The 25337-nt window shown below is 48.5% G+C and carries 23 protein-coding genes and 2 pseudogenes; all 25 read right to left on the bottom strand.

From position 1 onward, the window contains the following. Positions 1–22: 22 nt before the first annotated feature. Entirely contained in the window at positions 23–934 is a 912-nt protein-coding gene (locus DHL47_RS06490) for an ROK family protein (protein ID WP_209551288.1), read from the bottom strand. A 39-nt stretch (positions 935–973) separates the two neighbouring features. Then, positions 974–1891, bottom strand: coding sequence for a dihydrodipicolinate synthase family protein (locus DHL47_RS06485; protein ID WP_209551287.1), 918 nt, complete (start codon positions 1889–1891; stop codon positions 974–976). Next, the gene (locus DHL47_RS06480; RefSeq protein WP_209551286.1) at positions 1892–2554 is read right to left on the bottom strand and encodes a YesL family protein; all 663 of its coding nucleotides are present in this window, start codon (positions 2552–2554) and stop codon (positions 1892–1894) included. 29 nt (positions 2555–2583) lie between these two features. Beyond that, the gene (locus tag DHL47_RS06475; protein ID WP_209551285.1) at positions 2584–3036 is read right to left on the bottom strand and encodes a NanQ anomerase/TabA/YiaL family protein; all 453 of its coding nucleotides are present in this window, start codon (positions 3034–3036) and stop codon (positions 2584–2586) included. Positions 3037–3040: 4 nt separating this feature from the next. Next, entirely contained in the window at positions 3041–3871 is an 831-nt protein-coding gene (locus DHL47_RS06470; protein ID WP_209551284.1) for a carbohydrate ABC transporter permease, read from the bottom strand. A 13-nt stretch (positions 3872–3884) separates the two neighbouring features. Next, positions 3885–4772 (bottom strand): carbohydrate ABC transporter permease, encoded by an 888-nt coding sequence (locus DHL47_RS06465; RefSeq protein ID WP_209551283.1) that lies wholly within the window; start codon positions 4770–4772, stop codon positions 3885–3887. Positions 4773–5411: 639 nt separating this feature from the next. Next, positions 5412–6731, bottom strand: coding sequence for an ABC transporter substrate-binding protein (locus tag DHL47_RS06460; protein WP_209551282.1), 1320 nt, complete (start codon positions 6729–6731; stop codon positions 5412–5414). A gap of 522 nt (positions 6732–7253) precedes the next feature. Beyond that, a complete protein-coding gene (locus DHL47_RS06455; protein ID WP_209551281.1) occupies positions 7254–8390 on the bottom strand; it encodes an ABC transporter ATP-binding protein in 1137 nt (378 codons plus the stop codon). Between the two features lie 13 nt (positions 8391–8403). After that, complete coding sequence (locus DHL47_RS06450) at positions 8404–9102, bottom strand: N-acetylmannosamine-6-phosphate 2-epimerase (RefSeq protein WP_209551280.1); 699 nt, start codon at positions 9100–9102, stop codon at positions 8404–8406. 380 nt (positions 9103–9482) lie between these two features. Further along, positions 9483–9721 (bottom strand): annotated as a pseudogene (locus DHL47_RS13355) (acetylxylan esterase); the annotation flags it as partial. Between the two features lie 426 nt (positions 9722–10147). Then, positions 10148–10828 carry a DUF6796 family protein gene (locus tag DHL47_RS06440; protein ID WP_128837560.1) on the bottom strand — a complete coding sequence of 227 codons (681 nt, stop codon included), beginning with the start codon at positions 10826–10828 and terminating at the stop codon, positions 10148–10150. Between the two features lie 132 nt (positions 10829–10960). Then, positions 10961–11110: pseudogene (locus tag DHL47_RS13350) on the bottom strand (shikimate dehydrogenase); the annotation flags it as partial. Between the two features lie 201 nt (positions 11111–11311). Continuing rightward, positions 11312–13966 (bottom strand): bifunctional acetaldehyde-CoA/alcohol dehydrogenase, encoded by a 2655-nt coding sequence (gene adhE, locus DHL47_RS06435; RefSeq protein ID WP_128837559.1) that lies wholly within the window; start codon positions 13964–13966, stop codon positions 11312–11314. Positions 13967–14267: 301 nt separating this feature from the next. Continuing rightward, positions 14268–16082: an acyltransferase family protein gene (locus DHL47_RS06430; RefSeq protein ID WP_338060093.1), complete on the bottom strand. Its 1815-nt coding sequence runs from the start codon at positions 16080–16082 to the stop codon at positions 14268–14270. Further along, positions 16072–16497 (bottom strand): MORN repeat-containing protein, encoded by a 426-nt coding sequence (locus tag DHL47_RS06425; protein WP_209551278.1) that lies wholly within the window; start codon positions 16495–16497, stop codon positions 16072–16074. The genes DHL47_RS06430 and DHL47_RS06425 overlap by 11 nt, the downstream gene beginning before the upstream one ends. Beyond that, positions 16490–16912, bottom strand: a complete 423-nt coding sequence (locus tag DHL47_RS06420; protein ID WP_128837557.1) for a low molecular weight protein-tyrosine-phosphatase — start codon at positions 16910–16912, stop codon at positions 16490–16492. Before DHL47_RS06420 ends, DHL47_RS06425 begins: the two co-directional genes overlap by 8 nt. 284 nt (positions 16913–17196) lie before the next feature. Next, positions 17197–17757, bottom strand: a complete 561-nt coding sequence (locus DHL47_RS06415) for a nucleotidyltransferase family protein (protein WP_209551277.1) — start codon at positions 17755–17757, stop codon at positions 17197–17199. 4 nt (positions 17758–17761) lie between these two features. Further along, complete coding sequence (locus DHL47_RS06410; protein ID WP_209551276.1) at positions 17762–18058, bottom strand: hypothetical protein; 297 nt, start codon at positions 18056–18058, stop codon at positions 17762–17764. A gap of 62 nt (positions 18059–18120) precedes the next feature. After that, on the bottom strand, positions 18121–18408 hold the full coding sequence (locus DHL47_RS06405; RefSeq protein WP_209551275.1) for a hypothetical protein: 288 nt from the start codon (positions 18406–18408) through the stop codon (positions 18121–18123). Further along, on the bottom strand, positions 18390–19664 hold the full coding sequence (locus tag DHL47_RS06400; RefSeq protein WP_209551274.1) for a hypothetical protein: 1275 nt from the start codon (positions 19662–19664) through the stop codon (positions 18390–18392). Before DHL47_RS06400 ends, DHL47_RS06405 begins: the two co-directional genes overlap by 19 nt. After that, positions 19664–20086: a hypothetical protein gene (locus DHL47_RS06395; RefSeq protein ID WP_209551273.1), complete on the bottom strand. Its 423-nt coding sequence runs from the start codon at positions 20084–20086 to the stop codon at positions 19664–19666. Before DHL47_RS06395 ends, DHL47_RS06400 begins: the two co-directional genes overlap by 1 nt. A 75-nt stretch (positions 20087–20161) precedes the next feature. Further along, positions 20162–21160, bottom strand: a complete 999-nt coding sequence (gene ruvB, locus DHL47_RS06390; protein ID WP_209551272.1) for a Holliday junction branch migration DNA helicase RuvB — start codon at positions 21158–21160, stop codon at positions 20162–20164. Positions 21161–22014: 854 nt separating this feature from the next. Further along, entirely contained in the window at positions 22015–23055 is a 1041-nt protein-coding gene (locus tag DHL47_RS06385) for an aldose epimerase family protein (RefSeq protein ID WP_209551271.1), read from the bottom strand. Between the two features lie 13 nt (positions 23056–23068). Beyond that, complete coding sequence (lacD, locus tag DHL47_RS06380) at positions 23069–24106, bottom strand: tagatose-bisphosphate aldolase (RefSeq protein WP_209551270.1); 1038 nt, start codon at positions 24104–24106, stop codon at positions 23069–23071. Between the two features lie 13 nt (positions 24107–24119). Further along, the gene (locus DHL47_RS06375) at positions 24120–25286 is read right to left on the bottom strand and encodes an SIS domain-containing protein (RefSeq protein WP_209551269.1); all 1167 of its coding nucleotides are present in this window, start codon (positions 25284–25286) and stop codon (positions 24120–24122) included. Positions 25287–25337 lie beyond the last annotated feature (51 nt).

Here is a 25337-nt window from a genome sequence, read left to right as displayed (position 1 = left end):
CTCACGGAAAAACAAGTGTCCATCATGAGATGTTTTCAGTGAGCCCTGTTTTTTGCTGTCTATTTCTAAAATGATAGTAGGCGCCGAACATGCCGGCTGTGTTTTGATGATAGGCAAAGGCCAGCTTGGTTTTTTCGGCAATGCTGGGCACCAGAGCCTCTTTGAGGGCAGCCTGGATTTTTGGCCGCAGAATCGCTTCCTGCCCCATGATGCCGCCGCCCAGAATGACAACTTCCGGATTGGCCACATAGCAGATATTGGCAATGCCCTGGCCCAGATAGCCAACCATACGGTCAATGCCCTTGATACAGAGCCGGTTGCCCTCGGTTGCTTCCTTGAAAATCCGACGGCCGTTCCAAAGGGCTGGATCCTCACCGTGCAGCTCGGCCACATAGCGGACCAAGGCCGTAGTTGAAGCCACATCCTGAAAGGCTCCGTCCGGCAGATGCAGATAGCCCACCTCACAGGCCGAATAGCTAAAACCGTGGAAAATCTGACCGTCAATGAGCAGGCAGCCGCCAATCCCAGTGCCAATGGTCAGGCAGACCGCAACGCGGGCCCCCTTGCCGTGGCCGGACATAACTTCGGCTAGACCGGCACAGTTGACATCATTCTCGATTTCACAGGGCAGGGAAAACTTTTCCTCCAGCACTCTCTTAAACTGGGTGCCGGCATAATGGGGAATCTGCGGACCGGAGTAGAAAATCTCCCCCTTGTCAGGATCCACCATGCCGGCCGAAGAAATGCAAATCCCCGCCGCTTTTCCCTGCTCTAAATAGCCCGCAGCAATCTTCTCCACCTTGCGCAGAATTTCCGGACCGCCTTTATGGGCCTCTGTCGGCATTTCATGGGCTTCCAGCAGGTTGGCAGCTTCATCAATCAGACCATACTTGATATTGGTCCCGCCAATATCAATAGCGATATAAGCTTTCATAGCGCACCTTCTCTCTTAGAACCTTGTCTGTCTTTGTCTTTACAAAAATCGCTCCTTGACCTCCCGAATCAGCTGGGATGCTGCTTCAACAACCGCTTTGTCTGCCGGACTGACCGGTGTCAGAGGCGAACGGACAGAGCCGAGTTCCAGCCCTTCATTGATCCGCAGAACTGCCTTGATGACGGCATACATATTGCCCTCTGCGTTGGTCAGCTTGCTGATAATGTCATTGATGGCAAACTGAAGCTCTTGAGCCCGGACCAGTTCCTTATCAGCAATCAGCTGATTGAGCTTGAGAAAAAGCTCCGGCATGGCGCCGTAGGTGCCGCCAATCCCAGCAGCCGCTCCCATGAGCCTGCCGCCCAGAAACTGCTCATCCGGACCATTAAAGACGATATGCTCGCTCCCGCCCAGAGCCGCAAAGGTCTGAATATCCTGCACCGGCATGGAGGAATTTTTGACCCCGATTACGCGCTCATTTTTCAGCATTTCCCTGTAAAGGCTAGGCGTCAGGGCAACCCCTGCCAGCTGAGGAATATTGTAAATGACAAAGTCCGTATGGGGCGCAGCCGCACTGATGTCGTTCCAGTACTGGGCCACCGCATATTCGGGCAGGCGGAAGTAAATCGGCGGAATGGCCGCAATAGCATCCACTCCTAGGCTTTCCGCATGACGGGCCAGCTCCACGCTGTCCTTGGTATTATTGCAGGCCACATGGGCAATGATGGTCAGTCTGTCCTTGGCCTCCGCCATGACCGCTTCCAAAACCGCCTTTCTGTCTGCCACACTCTGGTAGATGCATTCCCCAGAAGAGCCGTTGACATAAAGCCCCTGCACTCCCTTGTCAATAAAATAGCGCACCAAGGCCCGCACACGCTCCGAACTGACCTCCCCTGCATCATCATAGCAGGCGTAGAAAGCCGGGATGACGCCTTGGTATTTTGTTAAATGTTTCATTTATTTCTCCAATTTATACATTTCATATTTATGAAAGATTTTTTCCAACATGCCAATCTGCCCAAAAGCAAAAGCCGCAAAACCGATCAGCAGAAAGAGGCAGGCCCCCAGCACCAGTGCCAAACCAGAACTGATACACAAAAAGCAGACCGCAGTCAGCACCGCCAGCATCAAAAAGAACCATGGAAAATTTAGACTGACCAGCAGCAGACTGGTCTGCAAAATCTCCTGAAAAGTCAGCTCAAAACGGCTGGCCAGAGGATAAGCACACAAGAAAATCAGAACGGTAAAAATCAGCAAACCCAGACAAACTGCTTTTAGCAGCTGAAAAGGCACAGCTTCCTGATTCCAAATCAGCAGCAGGTCAAAGACACTGATCGCCACTATCGCTTCTTCCAGCAGACCCAGCTGGAGGCCTAATTTCCAATTTTCCTTAAGGGCTCTGCTGTAAGTCGCAGCAAGCTTGACCCGTCTGCTACCCTTAACTGCAAAGAGCGTCTGGTAGAGACTTATCTTGGCAATGCCAATGGTAAAAACTGGCAGACAGGACAGCAGAAAGAGAAGATTGACCGCTGCCAGATCCAAGATTTTTTCGCATCCCCGCATCCAGAAATTATCCGTATCAAAAACCGCCTTTAGCAGCTGAGAGCCTCTGTTCTCCATTGCTCGGCCTCCTTGCTTTTTTCTAATATTCAGTCCAGCTGGACCTTTACCACACACTTTCTGACATTCTCACCCCGGCCTGCGAAGCCATTTGGCCGATGGGATTCTTCCGGTAAAAATGCTGCAAAACAGCTTTCATCTAAAATAAAGGGAACAGCTGATTTACAAACTGCAAAGCCAATATCTGCTTCAGCATCGTAGGCTTTTCTGATGTCTTTTTCCCCACAGCCATAGACAATTTTCTCCCGCCCCCGCAAGAGAAAATGCAGGTCCAAATAACGCTTATGAAATTCAAAACTGTCGCTGGGCTCCCGATGGAGAGTGTTCTCCTGCACAAAGAAGAAAGCTCGTTCACCGTCAATCTCATAGCGGCCCAAATCAAGAAGCGACATGTCATGATTTAGCAGGTAATCAATCGCTGCATCTGAATTTCTATGAATTCCTTTGTAGTCTGCCAGATGGTTTAATTCGTCAAAAATCATAGAACTACCCCTTGACTGCCCCCATCGTAATCCCTTGTGTAAAGGATTTTTGGAAGATGAGGAAGACTGCGACAATCGGTACAGCAGCCAGAGCCGCTCCAGCCATGATCAAGCCGTAGTTAGTTGCCATTTCTGCCTGCATAGTTGCTACCCCCAGCGAAATCGTCAGATTCTGCCGCGACGTCAGCATAACCAGCTGCATAAAGTAGTCATTCCAAGTATTGATAAAGGTGAAAATAGCCAATGCCGCAAATCCCGGTTTGACAATTGGAAAAGCAACACTCCAGAAAGTCCGAATTTCACCGCAGCCATCAATTTTAGCAGATTCAAGGAGCTCAGTCGGGATATTCTCGCTGAATTGCTTCATAAGAAAGACCCCAAAAGGCCAGCCGACCAAAGGCAGAATAACCGCAGCCAGTGTATCGTGAATTCCCATAAAATTGACAATCCGCACCAACGGCACAAGGACAACCTGCTTAGGCAGGGCCATCGCTGCAATAAAAACAGCAAAGAGAATCCGCTGACCGTAAAAGCGCTTCTTGGCCAGCACATAGCCAGCCAAAGACGAGGTCGCACAGACCAGAAACATGGTCGCTAACGAGATGAAGACACTGTTCCACATCCATTGCAAAGCAGGATTCTGCACCATGAGCTGCTGGAAATTATCGACTGTCGGCGCAGCCGGCCACCATTGAGGCGGAATGACTATCGTTGCCGGCTGAGACTTGAAGGCGCCTGTCAAAATCCAATAGAAAGGAAAAACAAAGAGCACCGTCAAGAGAGCCAGAATAATAGAGGATACCACTTTAAAGGTCCTGATTTTTTTAGCTTTCATATCCTTCTCCTCTCTAGTATTCCACATCATTGCCCAAAATCTTGAACTGAGCAAAGCTAATCAGAGCAATCATGACAGCCAGAAAGACACCCATGGTATTGGCATAGCCGTATTCAGACAGCTTAAAGGCTTTTTCATAGAGATAGTACATGAGCGTACTGGTTGAATAATTGGGGCCGCCTGATGTCAAGAGCTGAATCAGAGCGAAGCACTGGAACGAATTGATTGTCGTAATAATAGCAATGTAAAGCGTTGTCGGCAACAAGCTGGGCCATTTAATCTTCCAGAAAACCTGCATCTCCGTTGCCCCATCCACTCGCGCTGCCTCTACCAGAGAATTGTCGATATTTCCCATAGCTGCAATATAAAGGATGATGGGCTGACCGACAGAGGTCGTCAGCAAAATAATGATGATTGCCAAAAGAGCCCAGTGCTTGTCTCCCAGCCAGGAGATATTTTGCTCAATTAGATGGCCGGATTTCAAAACAAAGTTTAAAATCCCAGACAAAGGATCGTAAATCCATTTCCAAACCACTGTCACGGCCACGCTTCCTGTCACAACTGGCAGAAAGAAGACGAAACGGTAGAATGAACGGGAAACAGCATTCATCTCATAAGTCTGCGAAGCCACAAACAAGGAGAACAGCACGACAATCGGCACAGAGCCGATAACAATAATAACTGTATTAATCAATGACTTGATAAAGACCGGATCCTTGAACATCCGAATATAATTGGCCAAGCCGACAAAGCTAAAGGAAATCATTGTATAATTAAAGAAACTGGTGACAAAGCCCATTATCATAGGCGCCAAGACAAATACAGTGAAAAATATCAGTATTGGTGCTAAAAATGCATATGATACTAGGGTTTCTTTCATTCTGATTTTATTGACTTTCACAATGAGGCACCCTCTCTTTCAAGAATTTTATTGAGTATAAAATGCCCCTTTTTCTATTTTTAGAAGACTGACAACAGAAAAAGGGGCGAATTTAAAACTGTTACTTTCCGAAAATCCAGACGCTGGCCGTCTTATACTCAATGAAAATCGGAATCAGACGAGGCAGCGAGGCCCTCAAAAGTTCCATTAGAGATTTTGAGGGGCGGATGAAGCTTCCGATAAGAAAGGTCAGCTGTGCTGGAGCACGGCCGATGCCAGCTCCGCTTGCCTTATCCACAGCCTCTGACAACAGTTCCTCAAACGGAACGAAAGTTGGTTTTGATTTTCAAAGAGTATTCTCTTATAGTCTTTTAGTTTGCTTTTAGCAGTGAAACTGTCCGGGAGACAGTTTCAGCCTATCGCTTAACATACAGGACGATAGGGCAGCGAGCCGCTCAAAACCTTCACTGAAGGTTTTGAGGTTGCGGATAGGACTTGCGAAGCAAGTCTCAACTTTGTTCGTCTTTTAGACTCCAAAAAGTTCCTGCGTTGAGGAAAACTCCGCTTTCCTCATCCCCAACCTCTCGCAATCCCCCAGACTGTTAGCTAACAAAGTAGTAAAAGATAAACTAACTGACGATAATGTTCACAGACTATTCCTTATTTCTTAGTAATGGTTTCATTTGCTTTTTCAGTAAAGGTCTTCAAAGCAGGCTCAACTTTTTCATCTCCATTGGATACAGACTGCAGCATTGGGAACCAGAGGGTTCTCATTTCTGCAAAGCCATCAATGGTATTATAGTATGGTGAGTAGTATTGAGTCCAGCTGCTGATAGTCTCCATGCGTTTGTCATCATAAAGCTTACCAAAAGACGTACGGACTGGGAAAGCACCTGTGCGGACAACATCTTTAGGACCCCATTCTTTATCATCTGCGATAAATTGGACAAATTTCTTAGCCGCTGCGATTTTCTTGTCGTCTTTATTGTTAAAGACTGCAAAACCATTTACAAGATACTCAAGAGCTGGTTTGCCAGAATCAGATGGGAAAGGCACTTCGACTACATCAACTTTGCTGGCTTCCAGCAGCTGTGCCTGAATACCATTTTGTGAAGGTGCCCAAAGAATAGTGTAGGATGTTTGACCGTTGGCAAAATTCTGAATATCCGCACCGCCGTCATATTGAGACCCATTCATCATCAGACCGTCATTAATCCAGCCGACCGCTTTTTCAAGGCCTTTGACAAATTTAGGGTCGTCTGTTGTATACTTCGTTACTTTTTCATCTGTGACAGAGCCGCCGTAAAGGTTGGATATAAAAGCACGCGTACCCTGGTCACCGCCCTGACCGTTACTAAAGAGGGAACCTGGTGTGTAGCCTTTGTCTTTCAATGCTTTCAGCACTTTTTCAAAGTCATCAGTCGTCCATCCTTCCTTGACCAGATTGGCTACGCCGGCGTCTTCCAGCATCTTTTTATTCAATGCCATGTAAAACGGAGCGGAGCTGATGGGATACATATAGGCTGTATCGCCCGCCTTGCTGGCTTGAATGATATTGTCATTGTTGACATCTTTGACAAATTCGTCCGTAAAGAGATCGTTTAAATCTGCCAATTTCCCGTTTTTTCCATACTGAATAATCCGTCCCGGTGCATCAAAGAGCACATCCGGAGCTGTTCCAGCTTCGATAGCTGTCGTGATCTTTTCAGGGCCAGACTTAAAGTCAATGGTTTCTAAATTGACATGAATATCTGGATTAGCTTTTTCAAAAGCCTCAATGATGGATTTTTCATAAGTTCCAACACCATCGTTGGCATTTTCCTGTGTGAAGACTGGGAAAGCCCACCAAGTGATTTCTGTTTTGCCAGAATTATCGCCAGAGCTGGCTGCCTTATCTGAGCCTCCGCTGTTTCCGCAGGCCGCCAAAGCCAGCACTGCCGCACCTGTTAATACTGATGCAAATAATTTCCCGAATTTCATATGTTTTCTCCTTAAAATGAGGTTCCTGCTGAAGTTCCTGCTCTTTTTCGCCTGACTGCCGGGGTTCTTGTCCCTGCTTGCTGTTCTCAGAGAGTTTTAAAAAGAGCTTGATCCTCCTGACTTGCGGGGGCCTGCCCGCTCCCGCCCGATTGTATCATCCTTTAGTTTATCTTTTATTGCGACGTTAGCTTAAACAGGCCGGGGGCTGTTTAAGGTTAGGGACAACAGTACCCGACTTCGTATCTTTCTATCGTTTGACTGCAAGATGCAGTGGTTGGGAGAGGTTCTGTTGACTTTTTCATCAGCCATAGGCCAGTACAGCTGACACTTCCCTTGCAGAAGCTCTATCCGCCACCTCCGAACCTTTTTACTCTCCCAAACCATTTGACTGCTAAAAGCAAACTAAAAGACTATCTGTGGCTGTCAACAGCCTAATCCTTTTGTATCCCGTTAATAAGCCCCTCCCTTTTTTCTATTCTATCCGCCTACACAAAAGAAAGCGTTTTCTTTTTTTAGCGTCGTTTACAGACTGATTCTGTCCTGACTGTCGCTATCAAACAAATGCGCCTTTGGCATTTTGAAAGTAAAGCGAATCTTAGAGCCAGGCTCCAAATAGTTAGAAGCTTCCACTTTGGCTGAAAATTCTTGCTTGCCAGCCTTACAGTAGAGAACAGACTCGCTGCCTAGTAGCTCAGAAACAGTGACTTCAGCATCTACGGTGCTATCCGGAAAAACATCTTCCACTATCAGCTCAGCCGAGATATCCTCCGGCCGAATGCCCAGTATTACTTTCTTTCCTTGATAGCCTTTTTCTTTCAGGATTTTGCGCTGGCCTTGAGGGAGTCCGACAGTGAAGCCCTGACCATCTGTCAGCCGGCCGCCATCAACGGTAACTTCAAAGAAGTTCATGGCCGGGCTTCCGATAAAGCCTGCCACAAATTTATTGGCTGGTTCATTATAGAGCTCCTGCGGCGTACCGATTTGCTCGATGCGGCCGATGGTGCCTGTTCCTGCTTCATTCTTAGTCGCTGACATGATGACAATGCGGTCGGCCAAGGTCATGGCCTCGGTCTGGTCATGGGTGACATAGATGGTCGTCGCTCCGATACGGCGGTGAATTTTTGCGATTTCCGCCCGCATGGACACGCGCAGCTTGGCATCAAGGTTCGACAAGGGCTCATCCATGAGAAAGACTTTGGCATCACGGACAATGGCCCGTCCCATGGCTACCCGCTGCCGCTGACCGCCGGACAGATCAGCCGGCTTTCGATCCAGCAGTTCTTTCAGCCCAAGGATTTCCGCTGCTTCCTGAACCCGTTTGTCAATATCAGCCTTGTCATATTTGCGAAGCTTGAGGCCAAAGGCCATATTGTCGTAAACAGTCATGTGAGGATAGAGGGCATAATTTTGAAAAACCATGGCGATATCCCGATCCTTAGGAGCAATGTCATTGACAAGATTCTGATCGATATAGAGCTCCCCTTCCGTGATATCCTCCAGCCCTGCAATCATGCGCAGGGTCGTTGACTTCCCGCAGCCGGATGGCCCGACAAAAACGATAAACTCCTTATCCTTAATATCCAAATCAAAATTTTCAACGGAGTAAAAATCACTGTTGGGATATTTTTTATATAGTTTATTTAGTGTTAAGGTTGTCATGCATCTACCTCACTTATTTTAATCCTGCAACAAAGCGTTCTGTAATTTCTTTAGGCCGCGTAATGGCGCCGCCGACAACGATACCCCTTACCCCCAAATCGTGTATCTGCTTGGCTTGACTCGGATAGTGAATCTTTCCTTCGGCGATGACATCAAAGCCTGCTTCGCACAAGCGGCGGATAAGCTCCATGTCTGGGCCGTCAACCTGGGGACTGTAGGAAGTGTAGCCTGACAGGGTCGTGCCGACAAAGTCTACACCAGCTTCGACAGCCGCAGCTGCCTCCTCATAGGTACTGATATCTGCCATCAAAAGCTGCCGCGGATACTTTTCTTTGACCTGCCGGATAAATTCTGCGATGGTCAAGCCATCATGGCGCTCCCGCTGGGTACAGTCCAGAGCAATCACTTCGATATCCAGAGCTGCCAGCTCATCCACTTCCCGCATCGTCGCTGTGATAAAAGGCTCCTGCGGCGGGTAATCACGCTTGATAATCCCGATGATGGGCAGAGAAGTTACTTCTTTGATTTCCCGAATATCGCGAACACTATTGGCCCGAATACCGACAGCACCGCCCTGCTCAGCAGCCTTGACCAAGAGAGGAATCACTCCCCCAGCTTCTGTATAAAGCGGCTCTTTCGGCAAGGCCTGACAAGAGACAATGATGCCGTCTTTAATCTTGGCTATCAGGTCGTCTTTTAGAATCTGTGACATGGACAATCTCTCCTTTTCTATTTATTCTCCGCGATTTTTATAATGTCATTATATCCAATTTTTAAAGCGCTTTCAATAACTTCTGAAATTTAGATTTTAGTTTCCAAATTTGCAAAAAACAAATAAAATCCTGAAAGTAGTTTCAGGACAGCCGCTATGTTGAAAAAAAATCAGACTCTCAAAACCAGACAGTAAAAGGGGCCAGGCCTTAGCCCAGCCCCAAAGGGGGAACGAATATTAACGGTCGGATTCAAAACCCGAAATGAAGAAAGCTCTTATTATTGCATTCCGCAGAGCCAGTTATAGACTGTATCACTGATGTGGGCATTCACAGCCTCACGCTCCTTCAGGCAGGAGAGGGTACTCCTTTTCTCCGACTAAGCCAAAGCTCCGCCCTGTGAGCCGCCAAAATAGGCAGGCGGTTTTTATCCGCAAAGTCCAGACCAAGCATGAGCTCGGCCAGGCTGTACACATCCAGATAGACAGCTTTGAAAAAAAGATAGTCTGGTCCATCCAGCACCCCGCGAATAATACGGCCTTTCACAGTATTGCCACGGACCGACCTGTCACCGTCCAGCGAGTGGCCTGACTGCCTGCGAACATCCATCGATACACGCCCCAGCCTGCTGCCGTCTAGCCCAGCATATCGGCCCAGTCCCAGCTCTGCCCCATCTAGCATGGAAATGAAACAGCACCGGAACGTTCTCCGCCAACTTAGGCACGACGAGCTTGGCATAGAGCTGTTCGCCATTTCCAGACTTGAAGATGAGCTCCTAGCAAGTCGCATCAGCAATCTGAAAATCCTTTTCCGCAACGGATAATCCTAAGATCCCTCTGCTCCCGCTACATGCTTATCCAAAAGGTATCAAAATCGTCAGGCATTTCATCTCTTTCTCGGTAGTGTCGCATTTCTTTAAGCAAAGTAGGGTTTTCAGGTCTCTTCCTCCCAACGATTCTTGAAACCTCTTTCATCATATCATAGAAGGAAGATTTTTTCAATAGGTTAATATATAAAATTATCTTTTTCTAAAATTTAACGAACTGACTAGAAAGCCAGATGAAGCAGGAGCAAGAAATAGAAGAGACTGAGACCTATATTCAGCCCCGCACCGTTCAGATAGGGCCGGCCAATCCGCAGTTTTTCAACAATGAGGAGAGCCATGGGGCTGCCAAAGAGCGGCGTCAGCAGACCAAAATAGACCGGCAGGGCTGTCTGTCCGGTAAAAATCAGACAGGAATAAAGCAGCCAGCCCAAAGCCGTCAGCCCCACCGCTGTCCGCCAAGTGATATCCAGCACAAAAACTGCTTCATTGATGAGCCGGCTGTCCACCTCCGAGCAGGGGCCGCCAGCACTGCGCTCATAAGCCGATTTGCTGATAATGCCCACGTAGTAAAAGGCTGCATGGGCCAGCGGCGACAGGGCAAAAGCAAGACCCAGAATCCCGACAGCCAGCCAGGACCAAAAGCCCTCATGAGCCAGCCGGAAGAGACCATAGAGCGAAGCCAGCATGAGGGGAATGGAAAAATGAGCGATTAATGCCCCAAAGCGCAGCCGCTTGACAGAGCCCGGCAGCATGAGCAGGGCCATATCCTGATTGCCAATCTGACTGCCAGCCACAAAGGAGCCGTAGCGTTCTCGATCTACCTCAAAGCCCACCAGCAGAATATCCCCCAGCAGCCAACAAAGACCACTCAGCAAGCCTGCCCACAAAGATAAGAAAATCACATTGCTCTCCTTTTTTCATTCTCCTCCTATCTTAGCATAAAGTCCCAGTCAATCACAAGTAGCTGGACGGCTTACAGCTTTTGTCCTAAAGGACAAAACTGCATCCACTGCTCTAGGACTCAACTGCGTGCGCAGCACTTGTTTCGTTAAGAGCACAGCACTCACGTCACTGGATTCCTCAGCATCAAGGTCTCTAAGCTCGGCTTCGACCAAAGGTCTTGCCTTGCTAAGTGTTTCTTCAAGGTGTACAGCTTTTGTCCTAACGGACAAAACTGCATCCACTGCTCTAGGACTCAACTGCGTGCACAGCACTTGTTTCGTTAAGAGCATAGCGCTCACGTCGCTGCGTTCCTCAGCATCAAGGTCTCTAAGCTCGGCTTCGACCAAAGGTCTTGCCTTGCTAAGAGACCTAGAAAAATCCCCTGTCAAATGGCAGGGGATGACCGACAAACTGTCTTATTGCTAATTCAGGAGTCTGGCTGCTTATTTGCGGCGTCCTGGGCGTTCCTTGTAGCCATAGTAGGCATCTTCGATGATTTCCTGCATGTGGTCCACCATCGGCAGGCGTGGGTTGGCTGGGGAACATTGGTCTTCATAGGCAAGGAAGGCCAATTCACGGGAATGTTCTTTCCATTCTTTCTCATCGATGCCTTGTGCCTTGAAGTTCATCTCGATACCGACGCGTTCACCCAAGTCGTAGACTGCCTTAGCATAGGATTCAACCGCTTCTTCTGGAGTAGAAGCCGGCAGCCCCAGCATACGGGCGATGTCTTGGTATTTCTCATCCGCACGGTAGTAGTTGTACTTAGGCCAGGTTGCCGTCTTAGACGGACGGGTTCCGTTGTAGCGGATGACATACGGCAGCAAGATAGCATTGGTACGGCCATGGATGGTGTGGAACTGTGCACCGATCTTATGGGCCATAGAGTGGGAAATGCCCAAGAAGGCATTGGCAAAGGCCATACCGGCAATCGTAGAAGCATTGTGCATCTTCTCGCGAGAGTGGAAATCCGCATTCTTGACAGAACTTTCCAGATTTTCAAAGACCAGCTTAATTGCCTGCAGAGCCAGACCGTCTGTATAATCGCTGGCCATCTGAGACACATAAGCTTCTGTCGCGTGGGTCAGCACGTCCATACCGGTATCGGCTGCGACAAATCCCGGAACAGTCAGGACCAAAGCCGGGTCTACAATGGCTACTGTCGGAGTCAGAGAGTAGTCCGCGATTGGGTACTTGCGGTTATTAGCCTTGTCAGAAATCACGGCAAACGGTGTCACTTCTGAACCTGTACCGGAAGTGGTCGGAATGGCAATAAACTTCGTATGCTTGCCCAGCAGCGGGAACTTGAAGGCCCGCTTGCGGATATCCATGAATTTCTGAACCAAGTCATGGAAGTCCACTTCAGGCTGCTCGTAGAAGAGCCACATCACCTTGGCTGCATCCATAGGAGAGCCGCCGCCCAGAGCGATGATGGTATCCGGCTTAAAGGCCCGCATAAGCTCCGTACCCCGATTGACCGTCGTAATATCTGGATCCGGCTCCACATCCGCAAAGATTTGATAGGTCACCTTGTTGCGGCGCAGATCTAACTGCTCAATGACACGGTCCAAGAAGCCCAGCTCCACCATGGCGTGGTCAGTGACAATCATGACGCGTTCCACATCCCGGCATTTTTGCAAATACTGGATAGAGTCGCGCTCGAAGTATGTTTTTGAAGGGAGTTTCATCCATTGCATATTATTTCTACGTCTTCCTACTTTTTTGATGTTCAAGAGATTGACAGCACTGACATTGTCACCGACTGAATTGCGTCCGTAAGAGCCGCAGCCCAGAGTCAGTGACGGCAGAAAGGCATTGTAAACATCACCGATACCGCCAAAAGTAGAAGGAGAATTGCAGATCACACGAATGGCTTTGACAGCTTTCCCAAATTCTTTGGTCAATGCTTCGTCTGCCGTATGGATGGCAGCTGAGTGGCCCAGACCGTGGAATTCGACCATCTGGCGGGCTTTTTCGACACCGTCTTCGCGGTTTTCAGACTTGAGCACAGCGATGACCGGTGACAGTTTTTCACGCGTCAGCGGCTCTTTCTCGCCCACTTCCTTACACTCTGCCGCTAGAATGTTGGTATCTTCTGGCACGGTAAAGCCGGCCTGCTCCGCAATCCAGACAGCTGATTTTCCGACAATATTCGGATTGAGCTTGGCGCCGGCACAGTTTTTGCTGTTGGCTTTAGCACCGAAGCAGAATTCTTCCAGCAGGGCTTTTTCTTTCTTATTGACAAAGTAGGTGTGGTAGGATTTGAATTCTTCGACAAACTCATCGTAAACTTCCTTATCGATGATAACCGCCTGCTCAGAGGCACAGACCATCCCATTGTCAAAGGACTTGGACATGACAATGTCGTGAGCCGCCTGACGGATATTGGCTGATTTTTCGACATAGGCCGGCACATTTCCTGCACCGACGCCCAGAGCCGGCTTGCCGCAGGAGTAAGCGGCCTTCACCATAGCATTTCCGCCAGTCGCAAGAATCGTCGCAATGCCTTCGTGGTTCATGAGGGCAGAAGTCGCTTCCATAGAGGGCTCTGTAATCCACTGCACACAGTTTTCAGGCGCACCTGCCGCAACAGCTGCATCGCGGACAATCTGAGCCGCATGAGCAGAGGATTCCTGAGCAGATGGATGGAAAGCAAAGATGATTGGATTGCGCGTTTTGAGAGCAATCAAAGATTTAAAAATCGCTGTCGATGTCGGGTTGGTTGTTGGTGTGATTCCGCAGACAACGCCGACCGGCTCTGCAATCAAGGTCAGACCCGTCACGTCGTCTTCAGAAATAACGCCGACGGTTTTGGTGTGGCGCATATTGTTGACCACATGCTCGCAGGCAAAGAGATTTTTGGTCGCCTTATCTTCAAAGACCCCGCGGCCCGTTTCCTCATAAGCGTGCAGGGCCAGCTCGCCGTGGGCATCCAGAGCTGCTACAGAAGCCTTGGCTACGATGTAGTCTACCTGCTCCTGATCCAGCTTTCTCATTTCTTCCAGTGCTGTCAGACCTTTTTGCACCAATTCATCGACATGCTTTTGCGCTGCCAAAGCCTTGTCTTCTTGTTCTACAGTTTTCTTCTTTTCAGCCATTCTGTTCCTCCAAAGGTTTTGCTTAAGGTTAGGCGAAGAAACCCAGCCTTTGTTAAATATTTCACAATTTTATTATAACCTATTCTTTTTCTTTTGTAAACACTTTCAGCTAACATTCACAAACTTTTTTGCTTTTATTTGTGAATGATTTAACAAAACCCTGATTCTACAGACTATTCTTAGAATCTTTGTGAAAAAATATTTTGACTTTTTGATATTTCACATACTCTTGCTTTCATGTGAGATGTGTAAGCGCTTTCTTTTGTTTCCTTTAAAAAACCCGGACGAGCCGGGCTGGTATTTATGGTTTCACATTGCCAGAGTTAGCCTGGTCTATGGCTTGCTTGAGAGTATTGGCATAGAGGAGGCCCCCTTCGGCCATGGAGTCAGCATCTGAGCCATAGTGGACGGCATCCGTTCCAGCCCAAATCTGCGGATTGTCCAGGGCGGTCTGATACCAGTCGGCCACATAGACATAATCATACTTCTTGGCCAGTTCCAGCTCATAATGGCGGACCTTGACCGGCAGGCTGTTTTCATCCCCGGCGCTGCGGCCGTCATAAGGCGTGATTAGGATGAGCTGATGCCCCTTAGGCAGGGCTTCTACATACTGGTTGAGCAGGTCTTCATAGTTGTCTACCGGATTGGTCCCCAAAGCCAGCACTGCCTGCTTTAACAGCACGCGATTGGCAATATCATTTTGGAAGACCTCCAGGCCGGAAGCCAGCGTCCGGCTGACCAGAGCATCCAGCTGCACTCCCGGAATCACCTGCTCCAGATACTCTCTGGAGCGCAGCGTGACCGAATCACCAATCAGGGTAACGCCTTCTGTCACATTGTACTCAGTCGCTTTGGACTGATCGACCTGACTGCGGGTGGTCTGCATTTTGCTGTCAGCCTGATTGAGCGCATTGACAATCAAGCTCTCATCAAAGGCCCCGACGGTCGGAGCTGTTGCGGCTATGAAAAGCATAAAGAAAGACAGAGGAATCATGCTGCAAAAAACGGGCTTGGTGATAGCAGACAGGTCCATCTGAATCCCCATAATAACCGGCTGACGGCCCGCCAGGGTCGGCTCCAAAATATAGAAAGACAGGGCTGCCAGACTCAGAGAGAGAACGGTTGTCAGCAGGACCGCCAGACCATTGCTCATCAGCTGGGTAAAGATGATATAGAAAGGCCAGTGAAAGAGATAGACACCATAGCTGGTATCTGCGATGACAGTGACAAAGCCCGGCTCTGACACCTTGGGCAGCTTATCATGCAGCATCCTGCTGGCCACAATCATGACACAGGCCAAAAGGGTCGAAGCCAAAAAGCCAAAGAGATAGGTCCAGAGACTGTCAAATTTCAGGAACAAACTGAGCAGCAAGAGAAGGGCGACACTGCCGCCTAAGGCTGCCAGCGCCTGCTTCAGACTGACCTTGGCCTCCCATTTTTTAAAGGAATTCCCCACATGGCCCACTCCGGACAGGGTCGCTAGGACAGTCCCTGCAAAGAAAGGAAAGACATGAGTCAGTGTAGAAAAGTAAATATCTGAGTAATTTTTAGTCGTCAAAGCCCCAGCAAACATAGATACGAAACTGATCAGAAAGAGACCGGCCGACACCAGCGAAATCAGGCCGCGATACTGAGCCGTTGACTTACTCATCTTGCTCAGTCCCCAAGCAGCCAGTCCCCAGAGGATATAGTAGTGCATTTCCAGCGCCAAGCTCCAAGTATGAATCAGCAGGTGCTGCACAAACTGGCTTTCATAGCTTCCGCCTGACAGCATTTCATAAAAATTGGTCACAAAGCCAAAGGCGGCCGCAATCTGCGTCCCAATTCCAGCCACAAAATCCTTGCGAATCAGAAGGGTAAACGGCATGATGACCAGCACCATAAAGACCAAAGGCGGTACAATACGGTAGAAGCGCCTTCTGAGAAAGCCCCGGATGTCAATTTTCTTTTTATTGGCAAATTCATCAATGAGCAGAGAAGTAATCAAAAAGCCAGAAAAAGCAAAGAAAATGTCCACGCCGATAAAACCGCCAGGAAAAACACTCTGGAAGTAATGATACAGCAGAACCAACATCAGCCCTGTAATTCTGACCAGGGAAAACCATTTAATGCGCATTTTGATAAATTCCTTGTTTAAACGTTCCTTCATAGACGACATTGCCTTCTGTCGTCAGCTTCCCTTGACCGTCCGCCTGACCGTCGCTGAAGTCCCCTTCATATTTCCAGCCGGACTGCGAAGTAAAGGTCCCCTTGCCTTCAAAGACACCATTGCGAAAATTGCCGCTGTAGCTGTCTCCGTTTTTAAAAGTGACGGTGCCCTGACCGTTCATTTTCCCGCGGACCAAGGTGCCGTCATACTTGATATTGCCCTGATCCAGCATCAGCACTCCCTTTCCGGGAATCCCTGAGGTAAAGACCAGGATGGCAGACAGGACGATGACCGTCACTGCCAGCAGCTCCAGATTAGGACGGGTCAGATAAACCTTGTATTTATCGTAAAATTCTTTTACTCTATCCATTTTTCTATCCATTTAAGCGTTCCAGCCACTGCCTGCAGCCCGCCAGAACCAATTCATACGTTTCATCAAAATCTCCTGTGTACCAAGGATCTGGCACACCAGATTCGCCAAATTGGCAGATTTTATCCTGATATTCAGCCGGGGCCATTCGTTTCAGATCGCGGATATTGGCCTCATCCATACCGATAATGCAGTCAAAATCCGCAAAATCCCGAGCCGAAATCTGCTGAGAGGTCTTGCCCCTGTCATATGCAATGCCATATTTCCTAAAAATCGCCTGCGTTCCCTGATGGATGGGGTTCCCGTGCTCCCAGTCAGAGGTCGCCCGGCTTTCAATCTTCAGGCTGTCTGTCAGACTCTTCATGACAAACTCAGCCATGGGACTGCGGCAGATATTGCCCAGACATACAAATACAATTTTCTTCATAAAACTACCTCTTATCTATTATAACAGAATAATGACAAAAACTGCCCCTCAATCGTTTACAGATTGCTGCCTGCCGTAGAAAATTCATGCCAGAGATGTTTCCCAAGTCTGAGGACAAGCAAAAAACCACCTTAACGGCGGCTTTCTGTAGGGAGATTATTTTTTAAAAAAGAAAAAAGTTTTAGGAGTGTCGTTAATTTCTTAACTGTTTATAGTATAATATCCATAGCTTAAAGAAACCTTAAACCAACTCAGGTTTTTGACTCTTTTTTCCAATTTTTATTTTAAGGGCGCTCAATTTCCAGCCGAGGCCACTTCTCCTGCCAGTTTTTCTTGCTGAGACGCGCAGTATAGAGTTCTCTGCGTTCTGGATTTTCCAAAAAATGCGGCGTTGGCCGCACCTGAAAGTTTAAGATATCCTCCAGACCGTAGGGCGCAAACAGCTGCAGCTCCCCATTTGTCCGCAGACGCAGACCGACAGCTGTGCAGCGCTCAGGGTATTTGCTCATAGCATCTCTTGCATCCCTGTAAGGTACCGTTCCGGGACTATGAACATGCATATAGACCTGATTTTTGACTTCCCATTTATACTGGGGAAACTGTTCTTTCACCCCTTCTTCAATGTTCATCGTCTCTTCATATGAGACTGCCGGATCAAAGAAAATCACATCCACATCTGTGTCCGCATCAAAAGCCGGCCGATTGGACAAAGCATTCCAGATGAAGTTGCGCACAGATCCAGCTGTCAGCCAGCAGTCCTGCAAACCGAGCCCCGCTATGATCTGCAAGATGGTCATCATGTCCCGGTCTGCAGCCAAAAGCCGCAGAATACTGTCTCTGTCCATCGGTTCAGTCCTCTGCTGCGTCATACTTGGTCAGCATGTTGGGAACATACCTATCAAGGCTCTTGCGAATCTCCCCCCGAATCGCTGTATCCATCTGGCTGCTGATACTGATGATGGCTGCCTTGGTTTCAGCTGCGATTTCCTTCTTTTTTGTGAGAAAGCCCGCTTTTAATTTGCTGCGGGCAGCAGCCGCAGTCTGAGCCTCTGTCAAAGCCCGCTGACGTTCCATGGCTTTTTTCATGGCCCGCAGAGCATGTTCCTGCTCTTTGTCTGTATAGTATCCATCAATCGGTATGAGCATAGTAGTCCCTCCTCAGCTGACTGTACTCTTCTTCCAGCCTGTCCCGCTTCCTGCGGAAAGCCTTATCCTGCTAGACGACGCTTATAGGCCTGCTCTGATCTCCACAGCAGATTTTCCATTTCAGAGAAATAATCTGCCGCATCGTCCGAAGAAGCTGAAAATCGCTGTAATATAAAAGACATCCGGTCTGTCTCCGCATCTACCAGACTTCTTAACTCTCCGGCCCGGTTATCGAGCTCCTCGCAGCGCGCTTCAAAGCTTATCTTTTCAAGTCGGTATTCGTCTTCAAAATCATTCAGCTCCTGAGCTTTTTTGCTGACATCTTCCCAGCTTACATCTTTGCTTTCCATTGCTGAAATTCCCCCGCTAGCTGTGCATCTGTGGCTAGCACCTTTTCAATCGCAGCCTGCAGCTGATGGTCCAGGCGCGCAAACGCTGCTGCCGAATCAGTCATCTGGGCCGCTGCATGAGCAATCTCGGCCTTAAAGCCGTCCACATACTGCTCCCGCGTCACTCCTTGGCTGGCAAAGATGCCCTCCACCTCTTCGGCCGACAGCTCTGTATAGCTGCTAAAGTCAATCTTGGACCAGAGAGCCTCTATCTCTTCATTGGCTTCCTGGGTCAAGGCAGTGACCTCATCTGCTCCGATCTGCGCTGCACTGGCCATACTGGAGGAAAGGATCTGCCCCTGCGCTGCATCCAGATAAATCTGCTCTGTGCCGCTGATTCCCTTGGCCGACCACTTCTGTTTTAATTCCTTGTAATGAGAAAAACCTCTCAGGCTGTTCGCATAGGCCTTGTAAACACCGCTGACCAAGGGCTTGCCCCCCTTGCCATCTACAAGTTGACCAGTTACAGGATCAAACTCCCACTCTTCAATTTTATGGCTCGAACCATCAATCCAATGAATCGTGCTAGGCATAGAATTTGTAATATCAATCGGACTATCATACCATTCTGGATGGTTGAAATCATTCCCAATTACTACATCATCATTTTTTCTACGGTAATCTATAAACATAGAAGGGTTGCTTTCAATAAATGCTTTTTCTTCCAGTGTGAGTGCACCGTATTTAAACCAAGCATTAAAGGTGGTTGTAGGAATGTGGTATTTAGCTCCTACTTTTAGCATGTAGGAACCTTGTGAATAACCTGATAGTTGACTGACTTCATATCTAGGATCGTCCATAATCTCTTTTACAAATTGGTCAGCAACCTTATATTGTGGAGATAAGTAAGTTTGCCTTGCAATTATGGCACTATAGAAATCGCGTGAAAAAGGACCTTGTTTATTCACCGGACTATCAGGGTCCGTTCCAGCAGCAATCACGGCTACATTTTTATAATCCGGCTGACCATTGACAATCGGTGCAACCGCCAGACCTTGAAAACCTGTTTCTTCATCATTTTTAGTAGCAACAACTTGAAATTCTTGCTCTCCTATTTTAATTTTATCAGTTTCTTTAAGATCATTCGGAGACGGATTTGGATTTGGTGAACTAGTGATTACCGAATAACCATTTCTTTTTGCATAGTCTGGATCAACACTATATACATTGGGATATTGATTCAAACTGTTCAATTCCTTATCAGTATAGGTATACATTAGCTTGTCCCCTTTTCATCATTAGAATAGTAAACTACAACAACAGAATGCGTTATACCCTTTCTCTTATTTAAAAAATCATCCTGCTCATTTGTGATAGAACCATTATAATTTTGGGTTTCATTTAGTGCATGCCCTATTCTATATTTAATTTTTTGTTTATCTGAGAATCTAATTTCCACATCACAAGACCAAGAACCCGGCGGATAGGTATAATCAGGGTTGCTAATCTTAATCTCCTCAATCCCCTCATAGGAATTTTTAAGAGCATTGACTAAGCTAATCTCATACTCCCGATTGCGTCTTTCTTCCTGAGATTTGCCAAGCATACTGAACATAAAAATCCCTCCTGCTGTGACAACAGCTAATAATAAAACGATAAGCAGCCACTTGCGGCCTTTTGTGAACCCAGTTTTTGTCATCGTGCTTGTTCTCCTTTGTTTCTATTATACTATCATTTCAGTTAAGCCAATCACAAAAAGGAATGATTGCTGCAATCATCCCTCCATATACTCATAACCCAAATGCTCATAGGCCTTGCGGGTCGCCACGCGCCCGGTACGGGTCCGCATGACAAAGCCTTTCTGAATCAGATAGGGTTCATACATGTCCTCAACAGTTTCGCGCTCTTCAGCGATGTTAACCGAGAGAGTCCCCAGACCGACCGGCCCGCCGCCATAAACTTCAATCATGGTTTTGAGAATCTTCTGGTCGACATAATCCAGCCCTTCCCGATCCACATCCAGCATGGTCAGAGCCTGATCCGTTATCTGTCCGTCAATGAGGCCATCCCCCATAATTTGAGCATAATCCCGAACCCGCTTCAGCAGACGGTTGGCAATCCGTGGCGTCCCCCGGCTGCGCAGAGCCAGCTCCTGAGCCGCCTCATGGGTAATAGCCATCTCAAAGATCTCAGCTGTCCGCTCGACAATCTCTGTCAGGTCAGCTTCCTCATAGTATTCCATATGGCCGGTAATACCAAAACGGGCCCGCAGAGGATTGGACAGCATGCCAGCCCGGGTAGTCGCCCCAATCAAGGTAAAAGGCGGCAGATCCAGATGCACACTGCGGCTGGTTTCCCCTGTCCCAATCATAATATCAATGTAAAAATCTTCCATGGCGCTGTACAGAACTTCCTCTACAGCCATGGGCAGACGGTGGATTTCATCGATAAAGAGCACATCGCCCGGCTCCAAGTCATTGAGAATGGCCACCAAATCACCGGCCTTTTCAATGACCGGTCCCGAAGTCTGCTTGATATTGACGCCCAGCTCATTGGCAATCACAAAGGCCATGGTCGTTTTCCCCAGCCCCGGCGGTCCGAAAAGCAGGGCATGATCCAAAGCCTCATCCCGAAACTTAGCAGCCTCAATAAAAATTTTCAGCTGATTTTTGACCTTGTCCTGACCGATATATTCCTGTAAATACTGGGGACGCAGAGTGCGCTCTGCCAGCTCTTCATCGCCCAGCAATTCATTATCTAAAATTCTACTCATGCTTACTATTATAGCAGAAAATCAAGAGGCGGACGAATTTCACACATTTTGAAGAGCAAAATAGTCGGACTTCGGCAAACAAGAAAAAAAGCCACCGAATTCGGTGGCTTTTATGGGAGATTATTATGAAAAAGTTTAGGATTTCTATCAAATAAAGTTAGGAGGTCTTCATTTGATACTGATAAGTATACCGCCTTTAGCTTAAAGAAATCTTAACTCAGTATAACACCTCTTTTAAAATATAACATTCGAGTTACAATTCGATAAACATCCTGTCTTTTCTCCAAAAAAATCAAGAAAGACAGACTGCTTTTGCCAAGTCGCGGCCTCAAAACAGCAGATTTGCTGCTTCCTCTCGGGAGTTAGAGAAAGGATTTCTCGCGATAGGACGAGCAAGTCCGCTGCCATCCTGTCCGCTCCTGCCGAACCACTGCTCAAAAAACATCAAAAGCAGACTGAGACGTTAGCCGCAGACAACACTGGGGCCGGGCAAGGCGAAGCTCATCTGAATTGAATATTTTCAAAGAGTATCAATGGTGTCCTAGAGACTTTCCTCGTTTTGAAGCCCCAAAAAAAGACCACCGGATTGGGTGGCCTTTATGGGAGATTATTATGAAAAAGTTTAGGATTATCAAATAAAGTTAGGGGGCTTCATTTGATAAAGATAAGTATAGCAGTCCAAGCTTAAGAAATTCTTAAAGCAGCTGCTTTCTTTTTGCTTTTTATGATAAAAGCTTTTTCTCTTTTTAAATTGACGGACATTCTTTGAAGCTCTCTGCTTTTTCAGCAGACTTGTCCAGCCATCGGACGATTCTTTGAACAACTCAATCCCAAATCCCCCACGCAAAAGAAAGCTAGTCTTTAACACCGGCAAAATAAACTGTTGTGCTGGTGAATATCTGGCCGGCTCTCAGAATAACGTCAGCCTGCCGGTCGCTGTGGATTGCATCGGGCAGAGCCTGACTTTCTATGGCTAAGCCATTATGCTGCACCATAGGCCGACCCTTCAAGATAACCTTCTCATCCACAACATTAGCCGTATAGAGGACCAGACAGGGAGCCTGGGTCTTAAAGGTCAGCCAGCGGCCAGAGTCCGTATCATAGAGCGAGCCTGCCGTCGTCCGGCTGCTGTCCAGCTCAAAGGGATGGTCCAGACCGGAAACGATGTGGATCTGCTCATCCTGATCCGCAAAAATATCCTGAAGGCTGACACCTTCCTGCAGGCGCTTGACAAAGCCCGGCTCCCTGTCAGCCTTTTTTGCTGGTATGCCATCGGGTGCAATCGGATACACACCGCTGGTATGAAGCTGCAGGATATGGCGGTCAATGGGCTGCTGAAAATCACCGGATAGATTGAAATAGCTGTGGTTGGTCGGATTGACCAAGGTATCTCGGTCTGTCTGTACCTGATAAGAGATCTCCAGCTCTCCCTTTTCAGTCAAAGTGTAGGAAACCCAGACCTTCAGATTGCCCGGAAATCCGCCGCAGCCATGGGCCCGCTCCGTGTAAAGGGTCAGGCCGTCATCGCTGACCTCTTCCAGTTCGAAAAGACTGCTGTCCCATCCGCTTGAGCCGCTGTGGTTGCAGTTTGGGCCGTTATTGGCTTCCAGCTGATAGGCTCGGCCGTTGAGCTCGAAAGCCGCTCCGGCGATGCGGCCCGCTACCGGGCCGATACTGGCACCATACTTGGGACTGTTGCCAATGTAGTCTTCAAACCTGTCAAAACCGACTACAATATTGGCCCAGCGCCGCTCTCTGTCAGGAGTGATATACTGGACCACCGTGGCCCCATAGTTCATGACAGTCAGACGGTAGCCCAGATCATTCTCAAAGGTATAGGTCCGAACTTCCTGCCCTTTAAAGCTTCCAAAAACGGCCTCTTGGTAAGATTTCATGCAAAGCTCCTTATCAAAAATCACGAACCTGCCATTTCCTGTCCTCAAAAGGCAGGTCAAGCTTGTCCTCCCAGGAAACGGCCGTTTGGCGCAGAACCTGATTTAAGTCTTCAATATGCTGCCGGCCGGCTTCATCAAGCCAAGCCTTAGCTGCTTCAGGCCCCTCTTCTGCAAAGACAGAGACCGCTGGCTTCCAAGTTGCCCGACCACAGAGAACACCATTAAAGAGCGAGCCAGCTTCATGGGCAATTTTCAGCGTCTCTTGGAAGAGCTGAGCGGAAACACCCGCGCTGAGAAAGATAAAAGGAAGGTGGGTCGCCGCTGACTGCTCCCGAAAATAGTCTTTGACTTGGTCCAGACTGTAGACCGGATCCAGCCCTTCCGGAGCAAAGCCTTCTGCAAACTTCATATTGACAGGCACTTCTACCTTGAGAACATCAACATGGTAGCGATCTTCTGAAAAGACCTTCATGGCTTCATTGACCTTGTGCGGCTTGACCCTGGCATAGTCGGCATCCAGAACGCTGCTGTTCTGGGCATCATAGGTCAGAATTTCCAGAAAATAAGGAAGGTCTTCAGCCAAGCATTCGCTGCCGATGCGCTCCACCCAAGCCTGCTTGACGTCATTGATCTCCGGCTTGTCGTCCACATCATAGTAGAGGAGCACTTTGACCGCATCAGCACCGGCTTCCCTAATACGCCCTACAGACCAGTTGGGCAGCAGATCAGGCAGGCGGCCTTCTGCTGTCGCATCATACCCCGTCTTTTCATAGGCTACAATGAGGCCGCAGTCGGCAGCCCGCAAGTCGGCAGCCGGCAGGCCAAACTCTGGATCCAGCAAAATAGAAGTCGCATAGGGTGTCAGCTGGCTGGAGATTAATTTCTTAAAGTCAATCAGGGCTGAATCGCCTGAAAGAACCTGTTCTCCGCTGGCCAGCATTTTCTTGAGAGAACCCCGCTGGTCAATGGCTAAAGCTCCGATAATCCCCTGTTCATCTGATAATTTTTTTAAATGAGCCACCTTGCCGTGGCTGATGTTTAATTTTTTCATAACATTTCCTTTTTTATACCTGCTCCAAGGGGTGGATGAGAACTCCTTGGACCACACGGTTGACGGTCCCTGTCGGAGATGGCGTATCCGGCCGATTTTTGACCTTAAGCGAGGTCAGGAGGGCAAAGATTTGGGCATAGACGATATAAGGGAAGACCCGATAGCCGTCGTCCAAGATAGGACTCTCCAGCAGCACCTGCTCCACTTGGTCCAGATCTTCGCTGCAGTCAGTCAGCAAGACAAGCCTGCGGGCGATGCGGTCACCAGCCACTTCGCGAATCAAATCCAAATCATAGGCCTTGGTATAGGAATCTGCAGAGCCAAAGACCAGCACCAGCGTTTCTGAGTTGATGAGCGATTTAGGACCGTGGCGGAAGCCGACCGGGCTCTCATACATGGTCGCAATCTGACCGGCTGTCAATTCCAGTATTTTCAGCTGCGCTTCATGGGCCAGGCCAAAGAAAGGTCCTGCCCCCAGATAGATCACACGGCTGTAGTCCAAAGCGGCCAATCGCTGTATATCTGCTGCCTGATCCAGCACTTTTTGGCTCAGCGCCTGCACTTCTGCCACCTTTTTCTCTTTGACAGCCACACTTTCCCTGTCAAAGACCAGCAAGGCAGTCAGCAGCATGGAGCTGAAGCTGGAGGTCATAGCAAAGCCGGCATCATTCGAAGCCTCGGGCTGCAGGAGGAGGAGATTACGCTCATCTCCCTGAGCCTGCTGGGCCAGCTGCCCTTCTGCCGCACAGGTAATCGTGACCTGATAGAGCTGATCGACCAGCTGCTTGGCCAAGTCTACCGCCGCCACACTCTCCGGCGAATTGCCGCTGCGGGCAAAGGAAACCAGCACTGTCGGTACCTCTCGATGCAGATGCACCAAGGGGGTAGCTACAATATCAGTAGTGGCAACAGCGCAAAAGTTCCACTTGCGCTCATCATAAGCCTGTCTCAGATAAGGCAGCAGCGTGTCTCCCACATAAGCGGAAGAGCCTGCCCCGGCAAAAATCACCTTGATATAATCGTGCTTCTCCTCAATCTTGTGAAGAAAAGCGGCAATGGCAGCAGCCTGAGCCTTGTAAGCTTCAAAAGCCTGCTGCCAGACCTGCGGCTGCTGGTAAATTTCCCGGCTGGTGATGTCAGCCCCCAGCTCCAGCAGCTCTTCCTTTGTATAATCTAGCATTTTTTGAATCTTCCTTTCTGTCTCTTGCAAAAAGGGGGCCGGAAACAGCTC

Source organism: Streptococcus panodentis (assembly GCF_017884005.1).
Classification (GTDB): domain Bacteria; phylum Bacillota; class Bacilli; order Lactobacillales; family Streptococcaceae; genus Streptococcus; species Streptococcus panodentis.
Note: the sequence above shows the minus strand (reverse complement) of the source record. Positions and strands in the feature narration are given on the sequence as shown.